Here is an 18,185-nt window from a genome sequence, read left to right as displayed (position 1 = left end):
ACATGCCGGAAGGAAACCTGATTTCCGCACGTTTTTGTGCAGATCTCCCACCAACTCGCCTCAATCCGTTTGAACAGCACTCCTGATCTGTCTGTGAAAGAGCTTTTTCAAACAACCGCAGGCACTAGCACGCCTAACTCACTAGTATTAAATGAGTTAGAATTCAGATAATAGCCCCTCTCAGTGAAATCGATCTGAGCGGTCGACCTGAAAATGAGGAATCGAGAGCGTTCGAACCTATAATTTAGCGAGAGTATTTAGAGGAAACAGTCGCTGTCGCGAGACAACAACCCCAGTCTGAAAATACACTCTCCCTTATCAGATCGCGATGTTATGGTGGATTCTTTCAATTCCCCATGCGACTCGCAACTCCGATTCTGGTCCTGCGACTCCAATTCTCGAAAGCAAGAATGCCATTCGGACGCTTATTCCCGAGCGGAAGAATGAAAAAACGTCTATCGAATCAATCACCTCGGATTCACACGCAGCAACCATAACTTATTTAAGATAAACACCTTACAACAGCAGAGCAAAGTGAACCCAGACCTGATTTCCAAACTGGAACAATTGATTCGACGCGACCCCGGACAACGCGGCCTGCTGGGGCAGAGCACGCCTGGCCAGTCGTTCGGAATGGGGAGTCTGGCCCGGGCAGCCGCAGAGCTGGCGGAGAACGCTCAACGGGTGGTACTGGTCACAGGTTTCTATATCCCCAGCGGAATTGTGGCCGCCTCGGAAACCGATGGCCCACCCGGAACGGTTTATCTGACAAAAATGCTGGAACAACTGGGGATCAAAGCACAAATCGTGACTGACACCCATTCGGAGTCCGCCGTTAAGTCTGCGGCCCGCGCCGTCGACCTTGACCCGGAACTCGTGCATATCGTTCCGCTCAAACCGGAACCCGAGTGGCATCGCCACTTTTATGAATCAGGACCGGGCTGTGGATTAACCCACCTCATTGCTATTGAGCGTGCCGGGCCGGGTCACACGACCGAGACTTTCCAATCACAATACCCCGACTTAGACATCAATGAGTTCTTGAGCCAGGTTCCTCCTGAAAAACAGGGATGTTGTCACAATATGCGGGGGTTGAGCATCGACGAGTGGAATGCCCCGCTGCATGAACTGTTCGAGCAATTGCCTCATTTCCATCCGCAGGCTCTCACAATGGGTATCGGAGATGGTGGTAATGAAATCGGGATGGGACAACTCGACTGGCAACAGATCCAGGCGTGCCTTCCACTGGAGGGAACGAGCCATATTCCTTGTCGCGTAGCGACAGATGAAATCATTGTTGCCGGAACCAGTAACTGGGGCGCCCTGGCACTGACTGCTGCGATCGCAATTCTCAAACAGCGCCCCGATATTCTGGCGCCTTGGACGGCAGAGCACCATTTGCAGTTGCTGGAACGGATGGTCGAGAAAGGCCCCGCTGTCGATGGCGTGACTGGTCGACCTGAAGCGACGGTCGACGGGCTCCCCTTTTTGACCTACATTCAACCCTGGCAAATGATGCGTCAACTTCTGGAGATTTGATTCCCGTCCCAGGCAATATATCTGAAACTCAATCCCCACCCCCTCTCTTCATTGAATTGCTAATGTCGCGTTCCGCCTCTCTTCCTTTGATCGTCGCTTTTCTCTGGCTGCTCTTACTGGGAGGGTATTTGCTGACCGTTCCGCTTGCCCTGCCGGGGGTGACCATCGGTCGGATCGACATCGCGCTGATCTTTTCCGAATGGTGGTCAGACTACTGGGGCATTGATGGAACGTCACTCGATCAATTCATTTGGGAAAGGATCGACCTGTGGTTCACCGCACTACTCGGCACACTGGGAATCTGGACGAGCGGTCGTTTGGTTTTGCGCAATGTACGTGGGTTTCTTGGGAGCGGTGAACTGAACGAGCTCGACTTCAATCTGTTCGCATATGGAATCGGGCTTTCTTTAGTTACCAGCCTGGTCCTAATCCTCGGTATGGTGGGGATGCTCTCGTCCTGGCTGTGGCGATTGTTGATCCTAGTCCCCCTGTTAATCGAAACCGTTCATTGGTATCGACATCGTACAAACCGGTCTAAAGGTCCTACGCTCCTCCCTTTCCGAAGTCACCTCGGGTTGGTTTTGTGTGCGATTCCCTTCTTGACGCTGATGATCCTGGGAGCAACACAACCTCCGCTCGACTTCGACGTTCGTGAATATCATCTGCAAGGGCCTAAGGAATATTATCTCGCGGGCCAGATCACCTTTTTAGAACACAACGTTTACACCAGCTTCCCGGCACTAACAGAGATGACTGCCCTGTTAGGCATGCTGCTTCGGGGTGACTGGTATCGCGGAGCATTGGTTGGCAAATGCCTGTTGATGCCGCTGGTCCCCTGCACCGGTTTAGCGTTGGCGAGCATCGCCCGGAAACTGTTTAACGAAACGAGTGGCTGGCTGACTTGTCTGATCTGGCTTTCCATCCCCTGGAGCTACACATTGTCAAAGACGGCCTATGCGGAAGGAGGAATGCTGTTCTATCTTTCGCTCACATTTCTTCTCGGCGTGCAATTGCAGCAGTGCATGCGAAGCGAAAATAAGACAGACACCCCCACCGACCTGTTGATCCCGGCGACTCTCCTCGGTGGGTTCGCCGGCGGCGCGATGGCTTGCAAGTATCCGGGCTTGATCTGGGGTGTGCTGCCCGCAGCGATATTCCTGATCTATTTGCTCTACCATCCGTATCTACGAGCGAGATCGTCGTCGTCTCCATCACTTTGGCAGATCTATCGGAACCCATTGATCGGATTCTTCATCGGGTTAACAGTCGCGGTCGGTCCCTGGTTATTCAAGAATATCATCTTCACTGGCAATCCTGTTTTCCCTCTCGCTTACGGCCTGTTTGGAGGACGGGGGTGGACGGACGAAATCCATGCTGCCTGGCAAGCGGGCCACTCTGTTCCTCAGGAAGCACTCAATGAACTACCTCGTTCCCTTTTTCACCGCCTAGTCAGCGACCCACTGCAATCACCCCTACTGCTCCTGTTTGCACCATTGCTCTGGTTGAACGCGAGGAGACGAGTTACTGGCTGGTGGCTGTTAGGTGGCATCATTTACTTAACGTTGATGTGGTGGTTCTTCACGCATCGAATCGACCGGTTCTGGTTGCCAGCACTGTTGCCGTTCACTGTCCTGGCCGGAGGTGGGTTCACCTGGAGCGATACCCCTGCCTGGTTCCGTTACAGTCGCGTTGTCGGCTTCCTGATGATGGGGGTTAACTTTGTGCTGATGATCTCCTCACTCGGTACGCACTTACCAGTCGGTAGTGACATGGCGACGACTCGCCAGATTGCTGAACAGGGAGCCTACTTAACATATGTGTTAAACCAAAAACTTCCGGCAGAATCCCGAGTCTTACTTATCGGCGAAGCGCAAGTATTTGATGCCCGGTTTGTACCGATCTATAACACGGTCTTTAATCGCTCAGAGTATCTCAGTCTGGTCGAGCAACCTGATGCGAACCCGGATACCTCCGAGTTAAAACCAACCGCTGAAATCAAATCGAGATTCGCTGAAGCGAACCTCGATTATGTCGCCGTCAACTGGGAAGAGATTTTGCGTTATCGTCAGACCTATGGCTTTGACGAAAAGGTGACACCGGCCCACCTCCAGCAATTGGTCGAGAGGGAGATTCTCTCTAAACCCGAATCGTTGTGGATTATCGAATTCGACAACCTGAACGCATCCCAGCAGAATGAGATCAAGGAATGGGCACCGGACTTAATTCACACGAAAGAAGGGAAGACGTTCGTCGTGATGGCAGAGTTGTATCAAGTCCGCTGAAGACCAACGACCTGATAGAAAATTCGAACTGAGAATCAGTCGATTTGAAACTGTCTCAAATCCAATTCTCTTTTTACTGCCCGTTTATCTCCGTGGAGATCGATAACGGACCGATTCACTTTCTCGTCTGCTTCGTCATGTTTAACAACGACGTGCCAGATACCGGAACCCTCTTCGAGTTCCAGGTTCATCGATTGTTCGGTATCGAGATCGATGCGAATCTTTTTCTTGTCGGTTCTATCTTGAATTCTGTTCATCACTGCTTCCCTCCCACACAACTGGAAGTGTCCCTGAAAACCTCTGACCAGGCACGCGAAGGCTTAAATTATCTATTCCGGATAGACCACTATTGAGGTTCAGGATTGGTTCCCAAGTTTGCCGAAATTGGTCAACCGTGCGTTCGTGCCAACCCTACCAGTGTACCAGCTTTTAATTCCGGCCAGGAAGAAGATTCCGTCGCCCCTGAACGCGATTTAAATAATTCTCAATTAACCAGGAACAGCTTGAACAGACTGCCAAATGTGACTCTTAACAATCCACCCGACCCGAAGTTGTTTGCTTTCATAGACTTATCGTACCAAGCTCTTACGGGCTTAATTCGTGACTCGCTTGACCGACGACCGACTGCCTGACAAGATATTGATCATTAATAAAGTACTTCAGCTGCCCGCTCTTTAACCGAGCCAATCAACCGCCCCTTATCATCCTCATTTACAATCCTCATTTACAAAGTATTGTTTTCATGCGATTAGTCACCTATCAGTCCGAAAACGGTTCCCGAATTGCAGGCGTCAATGCGCAGGGTCAGCTGGTTGACTTGAATCAAGCCGACAGCACTCTCCCAACTTGTATGAAAACATTGCTGGCAGGCGGAGAGAAGCTACTGTCTCAAACAGCAGACGCGATCAATAAAGGAACGGGCATTGATTCTTCCCAGGTGAAGTTACTCGCTCCCATTCCCAACCCACAGAAGGTCATGTGTATCGGTTTGAACTACGCCGACCATGCCAAAGAATCGGGAGTTGAACCACCCGAGGAACCGGTGCTGTTCAACAAATTTCCGACTGCCGTTGCGGCACATGAAGAAGACGTCATTCTTCCTTCAGTCAGTACTCAGGTCGATTATGAAGCCGAACTTGTCGTAGTGATTGGCAAAACCTGCAAACAAGTGAGCGAAACAGACGCTTCCAGTTATGTCGCCGGTTATTGCACCGGTCATGACGTCTCGGCTCGTGACTGGCAATTGAACAAACCGGGCAAACAGTGGCTGTCTGGAAAAACATTTGATGGCTTCGCCCCTTACGGACCTTACCTGGTGACTTCCGATGAAGTAGGAGACCCGGGGAACCTGAAGGTTCAATTACGATTGAATGGCGAAACGATGCAGGACTCCACCACGCAGCAACTCATCTTCGGTATTCCCGAGTTGGTTTCATACCTCTCACAGATTTGCACGCTGCTCCCGGGCGACATCATTTTCACTGGAACCCCGCCAGGCGTCGGTATGGCACGCAAGCCACCCGTCTTCCTGAAACCGGGCGATGTTTGCGAAGTCGAGATCGAAAAACTGGGTACGTTACGAAATCGATTTGTAGCTGAAGAGCGTATCTAAGCACATCCACCCTCCCCTGATTATTCAGGAGTGCCAATATTGGGGAGAGACAACTTAGCGGCCACTTCGTCTTCGTTGTGAATCTCAGTATCTCGACGGATGGCAGCCCAGGCAAACCAGAAGGAATACATCCATTCCAGCCCTTCGTCAGCTTCAACAACACGAATCGATTCAGTGTTAGGATTGTACGCCAGCTTTATTTTCAGCCCGCCGATCTCATCTTCGATCGTCGTCTTATCGGCGGAGAACAGCGAGACAGGGTATGCGCGATTTGTCTTTTCAGTCCAGACGCCCAGCACCCGTTCTTTATGAGGCAAACGCTTATCCGGATTGGCGATCTCAAACATCGGTGCTAGAGAACTCTCGTATTGTGCATAGGGATTATTCTCATAGTCCTTGCTGAAACCCTGATCAGCAATCAACACAGCTGTATCTGGGTATCGTTGTTTCCATTCTCCCCAAGTTGTTAACTCAACTGGTAAAGCATCAAGTGCCTCACCTTTGGATTCTCCGGAGACACTTTTGGAACCTATTTGTAACCAGAGGGATTCCAGATCCTCCTCTGATTGTGATCGATCAAACATAAGGACATTATTTTGATACACCAGTCCGGAAACTCGCAATTCAACAGTCCCTCCCTCTGTATTTCGATCATAGACAGCGACCGAATCACATAATGGGCAATAGGTCACAGCGATATCCATTCCCCCCAGTTGATCGTTGGCGATTTCGTGATGTCGCATGATTTTAATCGGATATGCTCTGGCTTCACCGTCCAGCACGACTCCGACGACCCGATCACGGGGATTCAAATGTGTTGACTGTTCAGCGGTTTCTGTTTCTGTATCAACCAGCGCAGGGATTTCATCCTTCTGCACTCCACCGGCCCGAACCTGATTCCTGGGAATGCTCATGCGCCGTAGATCAAACGCAAACAATGGATAGTTCGCCTGATACCCTTTTCCCTTCTGCATATCTTCCGTGCCGGAATACGGAGAAAATGTTTGCTGTTGGCAGACCGCAGCAAGATAGGTTGAGTTATCGATCGCCGCCACCCCCAGGACGCTGAGGCATAGGATGATGGCTGCCAGAATAACAATTCGTTTGAGGGGATATGCAGGTGGACTAGATTTATCTGATCCAGGAGTGTTCTCGGGCGGAACAGAAGGAGACGCAGGCTCATTACTCATGGCTATTCCCTTCAGAAAGGTAGCTTCAGACAGGCCAATGATTAGGAGAATTCAGCAGCATTGGATCGCTGCTGGTAAAGATGTGGTAACTCTTACGATAACCTAAACCCCATCTTTATAAATGTGAGCTGAATCACATTTGGGAAATGATTTGAGAAATTGAAAAAACTCCTGAGAATCGGTTTCCTTCTTCCGAGCGCCCTGAAACAATAGACTGTTAACTTGGCAGCAGGCCATTCCTCATTGAAATCACTCCATTGATATCGAAACGTTCGACATGCATCTTTTCCACTCTCTCCTCTCCTTTCAAGATCGCCTCAAAGACTGCTCGTTCGCACCCCTGACCCTCTTTGTCGCCGTATTATTTCTTGGGGATTTTTTCTTCGGCCCAGCAAATGGGTTCGCTGAAGAGAAGGCAGAAGAATCTCTGCACAACCTCAAAAAGATTACACTTCAATACTACAGCGGGGCTGAACCGGTTGGAGAGGCCGCGTTCCAGCAGTTAAAAGAGATGGGAGTGAAAGTCATCATTAGTGTTGATGGCATTCGACCCAATGTGGAACTCGCGCGGAAGTACGGAATCCGATATGTTCATATCCCGGTGCAATACAGCGGGATTGATCGCGGTGCGGAACTTTCGCTCGTTCGGGCCGCGAAGGAAATAGATGAACCCGTATACGTGCACTGCCATCATGGCAAACATCGCGGTCCTGCGGCGATGGCTATTCTCTGTCAGGCAGCCGAGGTCTTCGATGGCAAACAGGCGGAGCAATTCCTGCAAGAAGCCGGAACCAGCCCGCAATACAAAGGACTGTGGAAATCGGTTCGCGAGTTCCAGCCGCCTGCCACCTCCGAGGAGTTACCTCCTCTGGAAGAAACTGCCGAGGTCGATTCCGTAGCCAGCCATATGGCCGAAGCAGATCGCCGTTTCGATCACCTCACTGCGTTCCTGGAAGCGACCGAGGACATGACTCCCGAAATCGAAGACCAGCTGAACGGCGAGACGCTGCTGCTCTGGGAGTTAATCCGGGAATCACGCCGCACCGTCGCGCTCGACAAAAGTTCCGACGCGGAGTTAGTCACTGCCTTTGAAGAAAGCGATCTCCGCCTCAAATCGATTAAATATGAATTGAAGACGACGCACTCCCGAGCGACCTGGCTTGAAAAACTGAATGAAATAAAACGGGACTGCAAAGCCTGTCATGCACAATTTCGGAATTGAGTGACGTCCGGTCTCTTCTATGATATAGTGACTTGCTGGTCACCTTTGGCTGTGACCCGCTTTGGAGAACTCAATCCGTTGCTCTTATCGATCAGGCATCATCGCCATGTCCATGGAATACCGAAAATTTGTATTAATGGTCTCTCCGGATGCCATGGAGCAAGACGTCGAACAAATCAGCACGCAGGTGGGGAATATGCTACGGGCAAGAATTTGCATGTCCCCCCGCGGACTCGAAAGCCTGCTACACGACATCGACTTGGGAATTCGGGACAATCTTTATCTGTCCACCCGACTAGAGAAGTCAGATATGGAATGGCTGCTCCAGGAGAATCTGGGATCGCTCGCCAAATATATTCATCTCGAATGGCTGAACAGCTGAAAAACGACTCGCCGAGTTCTTCCCAGTCTATCAGCTCTTATTCTGGTTTCGCTTGAACTTCGACTGTGCTTCGGATCACAATTCAGCTTAACGTTATTCGCCAGTCGCTCGTTCCTCTTCGGTCGGAATACGGTTCTCTGAAATCCCTTCTCATTGCCCACTCGCTGGAAATAGACCCTGTATGAGCAACCCCTCACCCACCTTGCAACCGTCTCGCCAGGAACGACTCGTCTCTCTCGATGCACTGCGCGGGTTCGATATGTTCTGGATCATTTTTGGGGAAGCGCTCGTCCACATTCTGCACGAGAAATTTCACTGGGGACCACTGGAATGGTTGCACACCGAGTTACAGCACCCTGAATGGCATGGGTTTACTTTTTATGACCTCATCTTTCCACTCTTCATGTTTCTCGCCGGGGTGAGCTTCAGTTATTCATTGAATAAACGGCGGCAACAGGGAACCTCGAACGCCCAACTCCACTGGCAGATTATTAAACGAGGTCTGCTGCTCGTTCTGCTAGGCTGCATTTACAATGGTCTCTTGTTATTCGATTTCGAAAATCAGCGTTACCCAAGCGTGCTGGGCCGAATTGGACTGGGATACATGGGGGGCGCCCTGATCGCGCTGCACCTGCAGACGAAGGGACGCCTGATCGTGGCAGCCGCCTTGCTGCTGGGATACTGGATTCTCATGAAGTATGTTCCTGTTCCCGGCTTCGGAACGGGCGTGGACAATCCAGGCGAAACCTGGTCCGGATATCTCGATCGAATTATCGTCTCTGGCCATCTCTATAAGGATGTCCGCGATCCGGAAGGACTCGTTTCCACAATCCCTTCTATCGTCAATGTCCTCGCCGGGGTCATCACCGGAGACTGGCTGCGACGTGAAGATAAATCGGGCTACCAGAAGGTCGGCGCCATGGCCCTGGCGGGCATTCTCTGCTGGGGTGCGGGACAGCTTTGGAACTTCGATTTTCCTATTAACAAAAACCTGTGGACGAGTTCCTTCGTGCTGGTGACAGTGGGTTGGAGCCTGATTTTCCTCGCCACGTTTTACCTGGTGATCGACGTTTGGAAACTGCGCTGGTGGACGTTGTTCTTTGTCGTCATTGGTGTTAATCCCCTCTTCATTTATCTGGCCAGCGCTTTTATCGATTTCAATGCAATTGCAGCTTTAATACTACGGAATGAAGAAGGCCGACTGCATCCGACATTGATTGCCGGAACCGGATTGATACTGAAATGGCTCGTGCTGTACGTGATGTATCGCAAGAAAATCTTTCTGCGGCTTTAGACTCCTGTCTGTCAAATCGAGAATCGATATCTGCTGTTAAATCCGATAAGGTGGAATTACAGCTTGTCCAAAAATAAGTGCGGCGGCATCAGGATGCGTGAAGTCTTCGAAGAAGGGTGTTGCGCCGCCAGAAACCGTCCTAGTTAAATGTGATTCGCTATAGCCCAAAGTCGTGACTTTAATTCGTACGTGGTATGTACCCTGCTTCAAAAATGAGGAAGATTATCATGAGCCCGGAAGACAGAATTATCAGTTTGAATCTGGAACTCCCTGCACCGCCGCCGCCGGGTGGTATTTACACTCCCCTTGTGTACCAGGAGTCCTTGATTTATGTGTCTGGCCATGGGCCCAACCTCGTGGATGGCACTCAGATTTGCGGGAAGGTGGGAGGCGACCTCACCATGGAAGAAGGATACCAGGCCGCTCGTCAAGTTGGCTTGACGATGCTCGCCACATTGCAGGCTCAGCTGGGATCATTAAATCGAATTAAGCGGGCAATCAAGGTACTGGGGATGGTAAACGCCACACCCGAGTTCGGCGAACACCCCCAGGTGATTAATGGTTTCAGCCAGCTGCTGCTGGACGTTTTTGGCGAAAACAACGGACGGGCAGCCCGCTCCGCCGTCGGGATGGGATCACTTCCGGGAAACATTGCCGTTGAAGTCGAGGCCATTTTTGAACTTCATGAAGGCTAATTTATAGGTTTTCCCAGTGATTCGGGCCTGAAAAGGCCTCTGTTTATGGGGTTTCAGCAATTTCTGCTATTTTTAAAGTTTTTGTCAATCTAGCGAAGTTATCTGTTTATTGTGCTAGCCCCCTGTTATAATTGCAGGTGCGGATGATCACCCGGAAGCAGTTTATCGGGATTAAGCCGCACCTACTTTTTTTTCAGGAATTTGAGTTACGATGGCAGAAGGTACTATTAAGAAATTGACCGAAAAAGGTTTCGGCTTCATTAACACCGGCAATGGTTCAGATATGTTTTTCCACATGTCTAACCTTGAAGGGGTCAGTTTCGAAGAGCTCCAGGAAGGTCAGACCGTCACTTTCACAGAAGGACGTGGCCCTAAAGGTCCCAGAGCAGAAAACGTTAAGCCTGTTTAGTGCTCTGGCATAAAACAGCGAAGCCGACGATTTAATCGCCGGCTTTTTTTTATGCGCGGTGCTTTCTGGCAGGGTCGTTATTTTGAAAGCGATGGCTCCCCTGCAGGGCTGATCGAATCCCACGAAAGCAGTCAAGGTCTCGTCAGTAAGATAGCGCGCCGAGAGAAGCCCTCTCGGCTTTAAAGCAGTGCCAGTCTGCTCCGTTTTTTAGACGGAACAGAAAAACTCGCTTAATCTTCCTTGGCCACATCCAGAACAGACAGGAATGCTTTCTGGGGAATCTCTACCTGGCCGAACTGTTTCATTCGCTTTTTCCCCTCTTTCTGCTTCGCCCACAGTTTTCGCTTACGGGTAATGTCACCACCGTAACATTTCGCCGTGACGTTCTTGCGGAGTGCAGAGAGTGTCTCTCGAGCGATGACGCGGGCACCAATTGCCGCTTGCAGAGCAATCTCAAACTGGTGTTTGGAAATCTCTTTCTTTAATCGCTTGACCAGCGACCGTCCTCGACGTTCTGCTTCGGAGCGATGCACGATGGTGGCGAGAGCGTCGACCTTCACGCCTTTGACAAGGATGTCCATTTTGACGAGGTCGCTCTCTTTGAAACCGATGATCTCGTAGTCCATCGTTCCATAACCACGCGTCGCACTTTTCAGACGGTCGTGCATGTCATAGACAATTTCGCCGAGCGGCAGCTCATAAACAATCTGTGCCCGAAGCGGCCCCAGATACTCGGTGCTTTTGTAAATTCCTCGTCGATCTGCACATAGCTGCATAATCGTGCCGATATTTTCACCCGGAACGATGAAGGCTGTCTTCGCAATCGGTTCACGAAATTCCTGAATCTGCCCCGCATCGGGAACGTTCTCCGGATTATCAATCAGCTGCGTCTGTCCATTCGTCAGCAGCAACTCGTAAGTGACGTTCGGAGCGGTCTGGATCAGGTCAATTTCCTGTTCCTGCTCAAGACGCTGCTGGATGATTTCCATGTGCAGCATCCCCAGGAATCCACACCGGAATCCAAATCCGAGCGCGTCGCTCGACTCGGGAGCGAACGTGAACGAGGCATCGTTCAGGCTCAACTTATGCAGTTCGTCGCGTAACTTTTCAAAGTCGGTTGCGTCGATCGGGTACATCCCACAGAAAACCATCTGCTGTGGTTTTGCGTAACCGGGCAAAGCTTTCTCGGCCGGGTTCTCGGCTAATGTAACTGTATCACCGACATGAATGTCTCCCAGGGTTTTTACTCCCGAGACGATATAGCCTACCTGCCCGGGACCAAGTGAGTCACAGGAAACCATCTTTGGACAGAACTGGCCCACTTCGATGACATGAGACTTGGAACCATCGTTCATGAATTTGATGGTCTGGCCTTTATGAAGCGTCCCTTCCTTTACCCGGATATAGGTAATGACACCGCGATAGTTATCGTATTTACTATCGAAGACGAGGGCTCGCAAAGGGGCATCCGCTAGACCAGCGGGCGGAGGAATATGCTTGATGATTGCTTTGAAGACGTCATGAATACCAATCCCCTGCTTCGCGCTGACGCGGAGCGCTTCATCAGGCGGAAGTCCAATGATCGTTTCGACCTCTTCGAGAACTTCTTCGATGCGGGTGACGGGCAGGTCGATCTTATTGACGACGGTGATGATACTCAGATCGGCCTCAATCGCAGCGTAGGCATTCGCGACGGACTGAGCCTGTACACCTTGAAAGGCGTCGATCAGTAGTAGTGCCCCTTCACAGGCTGCCAGACTACGCGAGACCTCGTAATGAAAGTCAACATGGCCCGGAGTGTCAATCAGGTTCAGTTCGTAAACCTCGCCTTCATGTGTGTAATGAATCGTTACGGCGCGTGCTTTGACCGTAATTCCCCGTTCCTTTTCTACGTCCAGGTCGTCAAGAATCTGTTCTTTGAATTCCCGTTGGGTAATCGCCCCGCTCAAGAGCAGCAATTGATCGGCCAGCGTACTTTTGCCATGGTCGATGTGCGCTACAATCGAAAAGTTACGGATATATTTGGTGTCCATTGACGGTTTATTATCCAGTAAAATGTCTGGTGATGTACCAGGGGTATTTGGTGACGGGGCCGGCTTTCGGGCGATCCCGGTAGGTCGGCAGAGCAACGCGACTGATTCCGCTATCCGTTCACCGCGTTTCGTGAACGAGAATTCCTGCTACTGCTGACGCTGACTTCGATGGGCCAAACCTGATCCTGACGAAAAGGTGGTAGCCCTTAATGTTCTCCCGGGATGAGAATGGCTGTGATGGCTCTCGCCATGGCGGCTCAATTCTCCGGGCTTCCGGCGTTGATCCAATCGCGACGAGCACACCCTGCCGAGCCGATGTATCCGGCGTCGCCTCCCAGGGAGGCGAAATTAATCGTGGTATTTTCATACGGAGTCGGAAAGGCCCGCTGTTTGACTTCTTCCTTGATTCTGGCCAGAAAACGGCGGCCTAATTCCGTCTCATTTCCGCCGAACGTCATGGCTCCACCGAAGAGAACCATGTCCGGATCGATCGTATGCATCAAGCTGGTAGTCCCCACGCCCAGATATCGGGCAGTATCCATAATCAATTTAAGGGACAGATCATCCCCTTTTTCCGCCTCGCCAGCCACCAGGAGCGGGGTGATTGATTCTCCAGATTCCTGCACCTGTTGTAAAGATGATTCTGTTCCAGCATCCAATGCTTCGTAAGTTCGCTGAATCAATGCCTTGGCCGAGGCATACGCTTCCAGGGTTCCGGTCTGCCCCGTGTCCCACGGACGCCCCTCATTCATTTCAATAATGATATGCCCGCACTCGCCGCCGTGTGAGTTTTCTCCATTCAAAACGACATCATTGATGATAATCCCGCAGCCGATCCCCGTTCCCAATGTCCAGAAGACGAGAGAACTGGCGTTCCGGGCGGCTCCGGCCCAGTATTCTCCATAGGCCGCCGCATTGGCATCGTTATTCAGATAAGTCGGTCGTTCGAAAGCGTCGGCGAATTTCTGGCGGATCGGGTAATTCTGCCAGCCCGGCAGGTTCGTCGGGTTGATCAGCATTCCCTGTTTGATATTCATCGTTCCGGGAGAAACGACTCCAACCGCTTTCAGTTTCGGAAGCGAAGTGCCCGCCTCTTTGATGATTCCGGATGCCGCCTCTTTGATCTTCTGCAGGACGACGGCGGGGCCCAATTCGGGATCGGTCGGAATTTTGGTATTCGCCAACGACTCACCGGCATCGTTGATGACACCAATTTTGACGTTGGTCCCGCCAATATCGATCCCTAAAAAGAGCGATTGGTTCGGGTCGGAAGCAGCAGTAGAGTTTTGATCAGTCATCTTACGGAACAGAACGAATTCAAGTAGAGGGAAAGAAACGGGCGGGTCAAATCTGTGAAAACCACCCCAAACTCCAACTGTCCAGAATCAAGTGTTCAGCAACAGGAATGGGAGGGCTCGTGAACCAACCGGCGGGACATTCAGGCGGAAGGATTGACGTTGCGCGAGCGGAGCGAAGCGGGAACGAGTATAGGCAAACCAGCCCTGCCGTCGCAATTGATCCCTTGAGCGCAAGGCCGATTTCGCCGGGAGTTTCCCACTTTAGAAGGCGAATTAGCCCCTGTAGTCGTCTAGCCACCCTCATTAACCTCTGACCAATTGACCAGAAATGGAAAAACCGCTCCCGGAAAGATTCAGCCCCTTCGAGCGGGAATAAGCGGGTCTCATCTGTACCCTGCGTCTTTTAGCCCGTAAAATAGACCCGAATTCGCTGACAGATTACCTCTCCGCTACAAACTGTCCGAGCCATTCTGCTCGCCGTTTTCAGCGATATCGCCCGAAAATAGATGACTTGTGCCCCCTCAGGCGTAGCCTGACCGGTGCTTGTTTCACCCCACGTATAACTGTTTGACTATCGCCAGAAAATCGATGGCGCCCCCCTGCAGACCGGAGTCCGCTCATGAAGTTACCTCACTACGTCCGAACAATCTGTGTCCTGGGAATTGGAAGTCTCCTCCTGGCACCCGCAGCACTGCTGGCAGATCCTCCGGGAGAAGGAGCCATCGAACGAAAATCGAGAGGCGGCTTCCAGCTGGATATTGGTCGCTTCACCCCATATGCCCGTGGACTGAAGATTGAAATTGGTCCCGATCGCAATGGAGATCGATCTGTCGATGTTCAAGTCCGCCAGAATGGTACCATTCCCATCGATCTCGATGTGAGCGTCAACCCGGAACTGCGTGGCCCTGTCTACGCCGAACGTCCTGATCAACTTTTTGACGAGGCTTACACCGGAGCCCCCGGTGAAGACGTCCTTGGTGCCCCCAGTGAGCCCGACTTGTTGGGCACACCCGATGAGGACGGTCCTCAACTACTGGGACCTGAGTCTTCTCCCCGACTCGAGGCACCGCCGGAACCGACTCAACCTAAATCCAATGAACCGACCCCTGTAAAACCAATTGCCCCTCCCATTCCGTTGGAAGCTCCTCCGGAGCCGGGACAGGAACCTCTTTCAACACTGGAAGATTTCTCACCGAAAGCGGACGCTTCTTCTGTTGTCCAGGCAAATACGAATGAGCCACCACAGAAAGCTTATCTGGGCGTCAGCGTCAAACCCATCAGCGAGGCACTGGCAACTCAGTTCAAAGACATCATTCCCGCAGGCGCTGGCCTTCATCTGACACAAGTGGGTGATAACACTCCGGCGAGTAAAGCAGGGTTGATGAAGCATGACATCATCATCGCCGTCGATGGCCAGCCAGTCGGTTCCCTCAACAAACTAGTTGATATCGTCCACGCACATCAAACGGGCGACGAAGTTCAAGTCGTCCTCATTCGTGGCTCGCGTCTCGGTGAACTGACCGTTCAACTTGGTGACCGTGATATTCAAATGACGGCAGGCACATCCAATCCCTCTGATAATGCATCGGGAAAAGTACCGCCAACTCAACTTGAGTTCGACGCGGTGGCTCCTGGTCCCGAACCACGTAAAATGGTCGTCCCGCTACCAGGTGGACTTGGTTTCGTGGAAGTCGGCACCTACAAGCCTGGACCAGCTCCCGTCGTCGACCCTCGTACTCCGATCGAATTGCAGATGCAACCAGTCCTTGACCCGCGCGTTATCCCACAATCAGAAGCGCCCGAGTTCTATTCACCTCGTCGCTCTACACAGGTACTCGGTGCTCCTACTGAGGTAATCGAGCTTCCTTCTAACTAATTTACCTCGTATGATACTTTAAACGACACTAATTAAAGACACTTGAGAGTACTTTAGAATTCTTCCTGAAACCTGCTGTTGGAGCATCTTGGATCGGTATCAACCGGATCAGGAACAGCCACAACTGATTTTCAGGATGGGTTCTACTCTTGAACGCGACCCTTTCTGATCATGTCGATCAGACGCATGCTCGGCAACATGTTTTCAGGGTAAGCCTTAATCTGCAAATTATCACGGTGATGGTCCTTTCATGGACACGTCGCGCGTGGAGTTGCTGAACAAGGTACGCTCTGGGGGAGTTAATGATGAGAGTGTTAAAGAATATCTTTCAGAAGAACCGTGATTGGGCTCAAAGCGAAATTGATCGCGACCCTAATTTCTTTAAAAACTTAGAGGCCCAACAATCACCTGAAATCCTGTGGATTGGCTGTGCAGACAGTCGTGTCCCGGCGAATCAGATTATGGGAATGGCTCCGGGCGAAGTTTTCGTCCATCGCAATATCGCCAACGTGGTGGTTCATAGCGACTTCAATTGCTTATCCGTGCTGGAATACGCCGTCGCCGTCCTTAAAGTGAAACATGTGATCGTCTGTGGTCACTATGGTTGCGGCGGAGTCAAAGGGGCAATGCAGAACAACAAACTTGGACTGATTGATAACTGGCTACGCCATATCAAAGATGTGCGGTCCAAGCACGAACAACTGCTTTCCGAATGTGCTGACAACGAGTCGGAACTCGATACCCTCTGCGAGTTGAATGTCATCGAGCAGGTTCTAAACGTCTGCCATACAACGATTGTGCAGGAAGCTTGGGAGAATGGTCAGGAATTGGCCGTTCATGGTTGGATCTACCGCTTGAAAGATGGAATCCTCAAAGACCTGGGCAGTTGCATCACTCACCCCGATGAATTGTCCGACATCTATCGCCTTGCGGTAGACTCCACGATGCTGGCGGGTGCGAGTGGTTCTTCCAGTCAACCTACTGGGTAAGATAGAGTCGCTAAGGATCTTTTCCAAAGATACCGAAGCGACTTCAGACTCTTATCGAATCGAAGCCCGCATGCGATTGGTCATGCGGGCGAGATAAGGACCGTGCGGTTCCTGAGGTTCAGTACAGAGGATAATGCCAAACGAATTATTCTCGGGATCCATCCACAGTAGCGTGCCGGTCGAGCCCCAGTGCCCGAATGTATTGGGACTGTGCAGATCGCCAAAGTGCGCAGAATAACCGGGCCAGGTCAGCTTCCATCCCAACCCCCAGGGACGACATCGACGTTCCTTTTCCGGCATGTCGATCATTGCATTCAACTGGTTGGTGGTCGCAACACGCACGGTAGCGGGGCTTAATATTGTCGCGTCCTCAAAGTGGCCTTCATTCAACATCATGGCGGCGAACCGGGACAGATCTTCGGGAGTTGTCAGCAACCCACCCCACGGTGCTCCCAATGATTGCCAATACTTTTCATTCCAATTCCAATTGGCAGCGAGTTGCGTCTCGGGAAGACGTATTTCTGCGATGCGATTCGCCTTCGGTTTATCACCCTCGTACCAATTGTCTGGAGCACCGAGGGCGGTATCGTGCATCTGTAACGGAGCGAAGATCGACTGATGCAGGTAATCAGCACAGGGCAACGACGTGATTCGCTGAATCACTTCTCCAAGCAAGCAGAATCCCATACTCTGGTAGCTGACTGATTCTCCCGGCGTGAAGAGTAAATCAGCCTGACAGATTCCCTCGATGAAACGGCTTAAGGGGGCGTGCGCATTTCGCAGATCAAAATCGTTCGGAAGCATATCGGGCAAACCGGAACTGTGGGTGAGCAGATGCCGCAGGGTGATGCTATTTTTCCCGGTCCCTTTGAACTCGGGAATGAACTTGCGGACTTTGTCGTTTAGCATCAACTCGCCCTGCTCGAGCAATTGCAAAACAGCCGTACCCACGATCGGCTTGGTGATCGAGGCGACGAGAAAGATGCTGTCGGTTGCCAGAGGTTTATCCGAATTGACCTGTTGCCGCCCCAGCCGTACAACCTCCGTGGCATTGCTCTCTTTTCCCATCAAGTAAGAGATCGCCGGAATAGCATCCGCTGCGCACCAGGCCGCTGCCTGTTTAGAAATCCCGGTCCAGCGCTCGGGACAGAGTCCCACAACAGCAGGATCCTGGCTCGGTTTCAATTCTGCAAACGGCGGCATGGGAGTGCTTTCGAAAGTAAGACAGTGAAATTGAAGAGCAAAAAGATTTGGGGCACTAGAAAAGAACACAGATAGAAATGTGACACACAATTGGGATAGACACACCATCTGGTGCTGGCTTGTCGCTGCGCGACCCGGACACCACTTCGTGGTTGTCCGGG

15 protein-coding genes are annotated in these 18,185 nt (G+C 51.5%); 10 read left to right on the top strand and 5 right to left on the bottom strand.

Annotation, left to right across the window (positions count from 1 at the left end):
• The first annotated feature begins 534 nt into the window (after nucleotides 1-534).
• Entirely contained in the window at nucleotides 535-1,539 is a 1,005-nt protein-coding gene (locus Pla110_RS01935) for a glutamate cyclase domain-containing protein (protein ID WP_144992668.1), read from the top strand.
• Nucleotides 1,540-1,601: 62 nt separating this feature from the next.
• Nucleotides 1,602-3,821 (top strand): ArnT family glycosyltransferase, encoded by a 2,220-nt coding sequence (locus Pla110_RS01930; RefSeq protein WP_144992666.1) that lies wholly within the window; start codon nucleotides 1,602-1,604, stop codon nucleotides 3,819-3,821.
• Between the two features lie 35 nt (nucleotides 3,822-3,856).
• Here Pla110_RS01930 and Pla110_RS01925 read toward each other — a convergent pair whose 3' ends face one another.
• Nucleotides 3,857-4,078 (bottom strand): hypothetical protein, encoded by a 222-nt coding sequence (locus tag Pla110_RS01925; protein ID WP_144992664.1) that lies wholly within the window; start codon nucleotides 4,076-4,078, stop codon nucleotides 3,857-3,859.
• 485 nt (nucleotides 4,079-4,563) lie between these two features.
• Here Pla110_RS01925 and Pla110_RS01920 point away from each other — a divergent pair, with 485 nt between their 5' ends.
• Nucleotides 4,564-5,433: a fumarylacetoacetate hydrolase family protein gene (locus tag Pla110_RS01920; RefSeq protein WP_144992662.1), complete on the top strand. Its 870-nt coding sequence runs from the start codon at nucleotides 4,564-4,566 to the stop codon at nucleotides 5,431-5,433.
• Nucleotides 5,434-5,453: 20 nt separating this feature from the next.
• Here Pla110_RS01920 and Pla110_RS01915 read toward each other — a convergent pair whose 3' ends face one another.
• Nucleotides 5,454-6,623 carry a DUF3179 domain-containing protein gene (locus Pla110_RS01915; protein ID WP_144992660.1) on the bottom strand — a complete coding sequence of 390 codons (1,170 nt, stop codon included), beginning with the start codon at nucleotides 6,621-6,623 and terminating at the stop codon, nucleotides 5,454-5,456.
• A gap of 277 nt (nucleotides 6,624-6,900) precedes the next feature.
• On the opposite strand from Pla110_RS01915, the gene Pla110_RS01910 reads away from it, so the two are divergent.
• The 5 genes from Pla110_RS01910 to Pla110_RS01890 all read left to right on the top strand — a co-directional run bounded on the left by Pla110_RS01910 (nucleotide 6,901) and on the right by Pla110_RS01890 (nucleotide 10,625).
• On the top strand, nucleotides 6,901-7,845 hold the full coding sequence (locus Pla110_RS01910; protein WP_144992658.1) for a protein-tyrosine phosphatase family protein: 945 nt from the start codon (nucleotides 6,901-6,903) through the stop codon (nucleotides 7,843-7,845).
• Nucleotides 7,846-7,951: 106 nt separating this feature from the next.
• Complete coding sequence (locus tag Pla110_RS01905; RefSeq protein WP_144992656.1) at nucleotides 7,952-8,227, top strand: hypothetical protein; 276 nt, start codon at nucleotides 7,952-7,954, stop codon at nucleotides 8,225-8,227.
• A gap of 181 nt (nucleotides 8,228-8,408) precedes the next feature.
• Complete coding sequence (locus tag Pla110_RS01900; protein WP_144992654.1) at nucleotides 8,409-9,521, top strand: acyltransferase family protein; 1,113 nt, start codon at nucleotides 8,409-8,411, stop codon at nucleotides 9,519-9,521.
• A 227-nt stretch (nucleotides 9,522-9,748) separates the two neighbouring features.
• On the top strand, nucleotides 9,749-10,216 hold the full coding sequence (locus Pla110_RS01895; protein ID WP_144992652.1) for a RidA family protein: 468 nt from the start codon (nucleotides 9,749-9,751) through the stop codon (nucleotides 10,214-10,216).
• Between the two features lie 211 nt (nucleotides 10,217-10,427).
• Nucleotides 10,428-10,625 (top strand): cold-shock protein, encoded by a 198-nt coding sequence (locus Pla110_RS01890; RefSeq protein ID WP_144992650.1) that lies wholly within the window; start codon nucleotides 10,428-10,430, stop codon nucleotides 10,623-10,625.
• Nucleotides 10,626-10,855: 230 nt separating this feature from the next.
• On the opposite strand, the gene lepA is transcribed toward Pla110_RS01890, so the two are convergent.
• The gene (gene lepA, locus Pla110_RS01885; RefSeq protein ID WP_144992648.1) at nucleotides 10,856-12,658 is read right to left on the bottom strand and encodes a translation elongation factor 4; all 1,803 of its coding nucleotides are present in this window, start codon (nucleotides 12,656-12,658) and stop codon (nucleotides 10,856-10,858) included.
• A 257-nt stretch (nucleotides 12,659-12,915) separates the two neighbouring features.
• Nucleotides 12,916-13,956 carry an ROK family protein gene (locus Pla110_RS01880; protein WP_144992647.1) on the bottom strand — a complete coding sequence of 347 codons (1,041 nt, stop codon included), beginning with the start codon at nucleotides 13,954-13,956 and terminating at the stop codon, nucleotides 12,916-12,918.
• 619 nt (nucleotides 13,957-14,575) lie between these two features.
• On the opposite strand from Pla110_RS01880, the gene Pla110_RS01875 reads away from it, so the two are divergent.
• Entirely contained in the window at nucleotides 14,576-15,832 is a 1,257-nt protein-coding gene (locus tag Pla110_RS01875; protein ID WP_144992645.1) for a PDZ domain-containing protein, read from the top strand.
• Between the two features lie 305 nt (nucleotides 15,833-16,137).
• A complete protein-coding gene (can, locus tag Pla110_RS01870) occupies nucleotides 16,138-16,821 on the top strand; it encodes a carbonate dehydratase (RefSeq protein WP_144999520.1) in 684 nt (227 codons plus the stop codon).
• Between the two features lie 51 nt (nucleotides 16,822-16,872).
• Here can and Pla110_RS01865 read toward each other — a convergent pair whose 3' ends face one another.
• On the bottom strand, nucleotides 16,873-18,024 hold the full coding sequence (locus Pla110_RS01865) for a serine hydrolase domain-containing protein (RefSeq protein ID WP_197440441.1): 1,152 nt from the start codon (nucleotides 18,022-18,024) through the stop codon (nucleotides 16,873-16,875).
• Nucleotides 18,025-18,185 lie beyond the last annotated feature (161 nt).

This window comes from Polystyrenella longa (genome assembly GCF_007750395.1).
In the GTDB taxonomy this organism is placed as follows: Bacteria; Planctomycetota; Planctomycetia; order Planctomycetales; family Planctomycetaceae; genus Polystyrenella; species Polystyrenella longa.
This window is presented reverse-complemented; position numbering and strand designations above follow the sequence as displayed.

Excerpts from the sequence above, each read along its gene's own strand:
- Pla110_RS01930 (WP_144992666.1), top strand. The coding sequence starts at position 1,602 with ATGTCGCGTTCCGCCTCTCTTCCTTTGATCGTCGCTTTTCTCTGGCTG.
- Pla110_RS01925 (WP_144992664.1), bottom strand. The coding sequence starts at position 4,078 with ATGAACAGAATTCAAGATAGAACCGACAAGAAAAAGATTCGCATCGAT.
- Pla110_RS01920 (WP_144992662.1), top strand. The coding sequence starts at position 4,564 with ATGCGATTAGTCACCTATCAGTCCGAAAACGGTTCCCGAATTGCAGGC.
- Pla110_RS01915 (WP_144992660.1), bottom strand. The coding sequence starts at position 6,623 with ATGAGTAATGAGCCTGCGTCTCCTTCTGTTCCGCCCGAGAACACTCCT.
- Pla110_RS01910 (WP_144992658.1), top strand. The coding sequence starts at position 6,901 with ATGCATCTTTTCCACTCTCTCCTCTCCTTTCAAGATCGCCTCAAAGAC.
- Pla110_RS01905 (WP_144992656.1), top strand. The coding sequence starts at position 7,952 with ATGTCCATGGAATACCGAAAATTTGTATTAATGGTCTCTCCGGATGCC.
- Pla110_RS01900 (WP_144992654.1), top strand. The coding sequence starts at position 8,409 with ATGAGCAACCCCTCACCCACCTTGCAACCGTCTCGCCAGGAACGACTC.
- Pla110_RS01895 (WP_144992652.1), top strand. The coding sequence starts at position 9,749 with ATGAGCCCGGAAGACAGAATTATCAGTTTGAATCTGGAACTCCCTGCA.
- Pla110_RS01890 (WP_144992650.1), top strand. The coding sequence starts at position 10,428 with ATGGCAGAAGGTACTATTAAGAAATTGACCGAAAAAGGTTTCGGCTTC.
- lepA (WP_144992648.1), bottom strand. The coding sequence starts at position 12,658 with ATGGACACCAAATATATCCGTAACTTTTCGATTGTAGCGCACATCGAC.
- Pla110_RS01880 (WP_144992647.1), bottom strand. The coding sequence starts at position 13,956 with ATGACTGATCAAAACTCTACTGCTGCTTCCGACCCGAACCAATCGCTC.
- Pla110_RS01875 (WP_144992645.1), top strand. The coding sequence starts at position 14,576 with ATGAAGTTACCTCACTACGTCCGAACAATCTGTGTCCTGGGAATTGGA.
- can (WP_144999520.1), top strand. The coding sequence starts at position 16,138 with ATGAGAGTGTTAAAGAATATCTTTCAGAAGAACCGTGATTGGGCTCAA.
- Pla110_RS01865 (WP_197440441.1), bottom strand. The coding sequence starts at position 18,024 with ATGCCGCCGTTTGCAGAATTGAAACCGAGCCAGGATCCTGCTGTTGTG.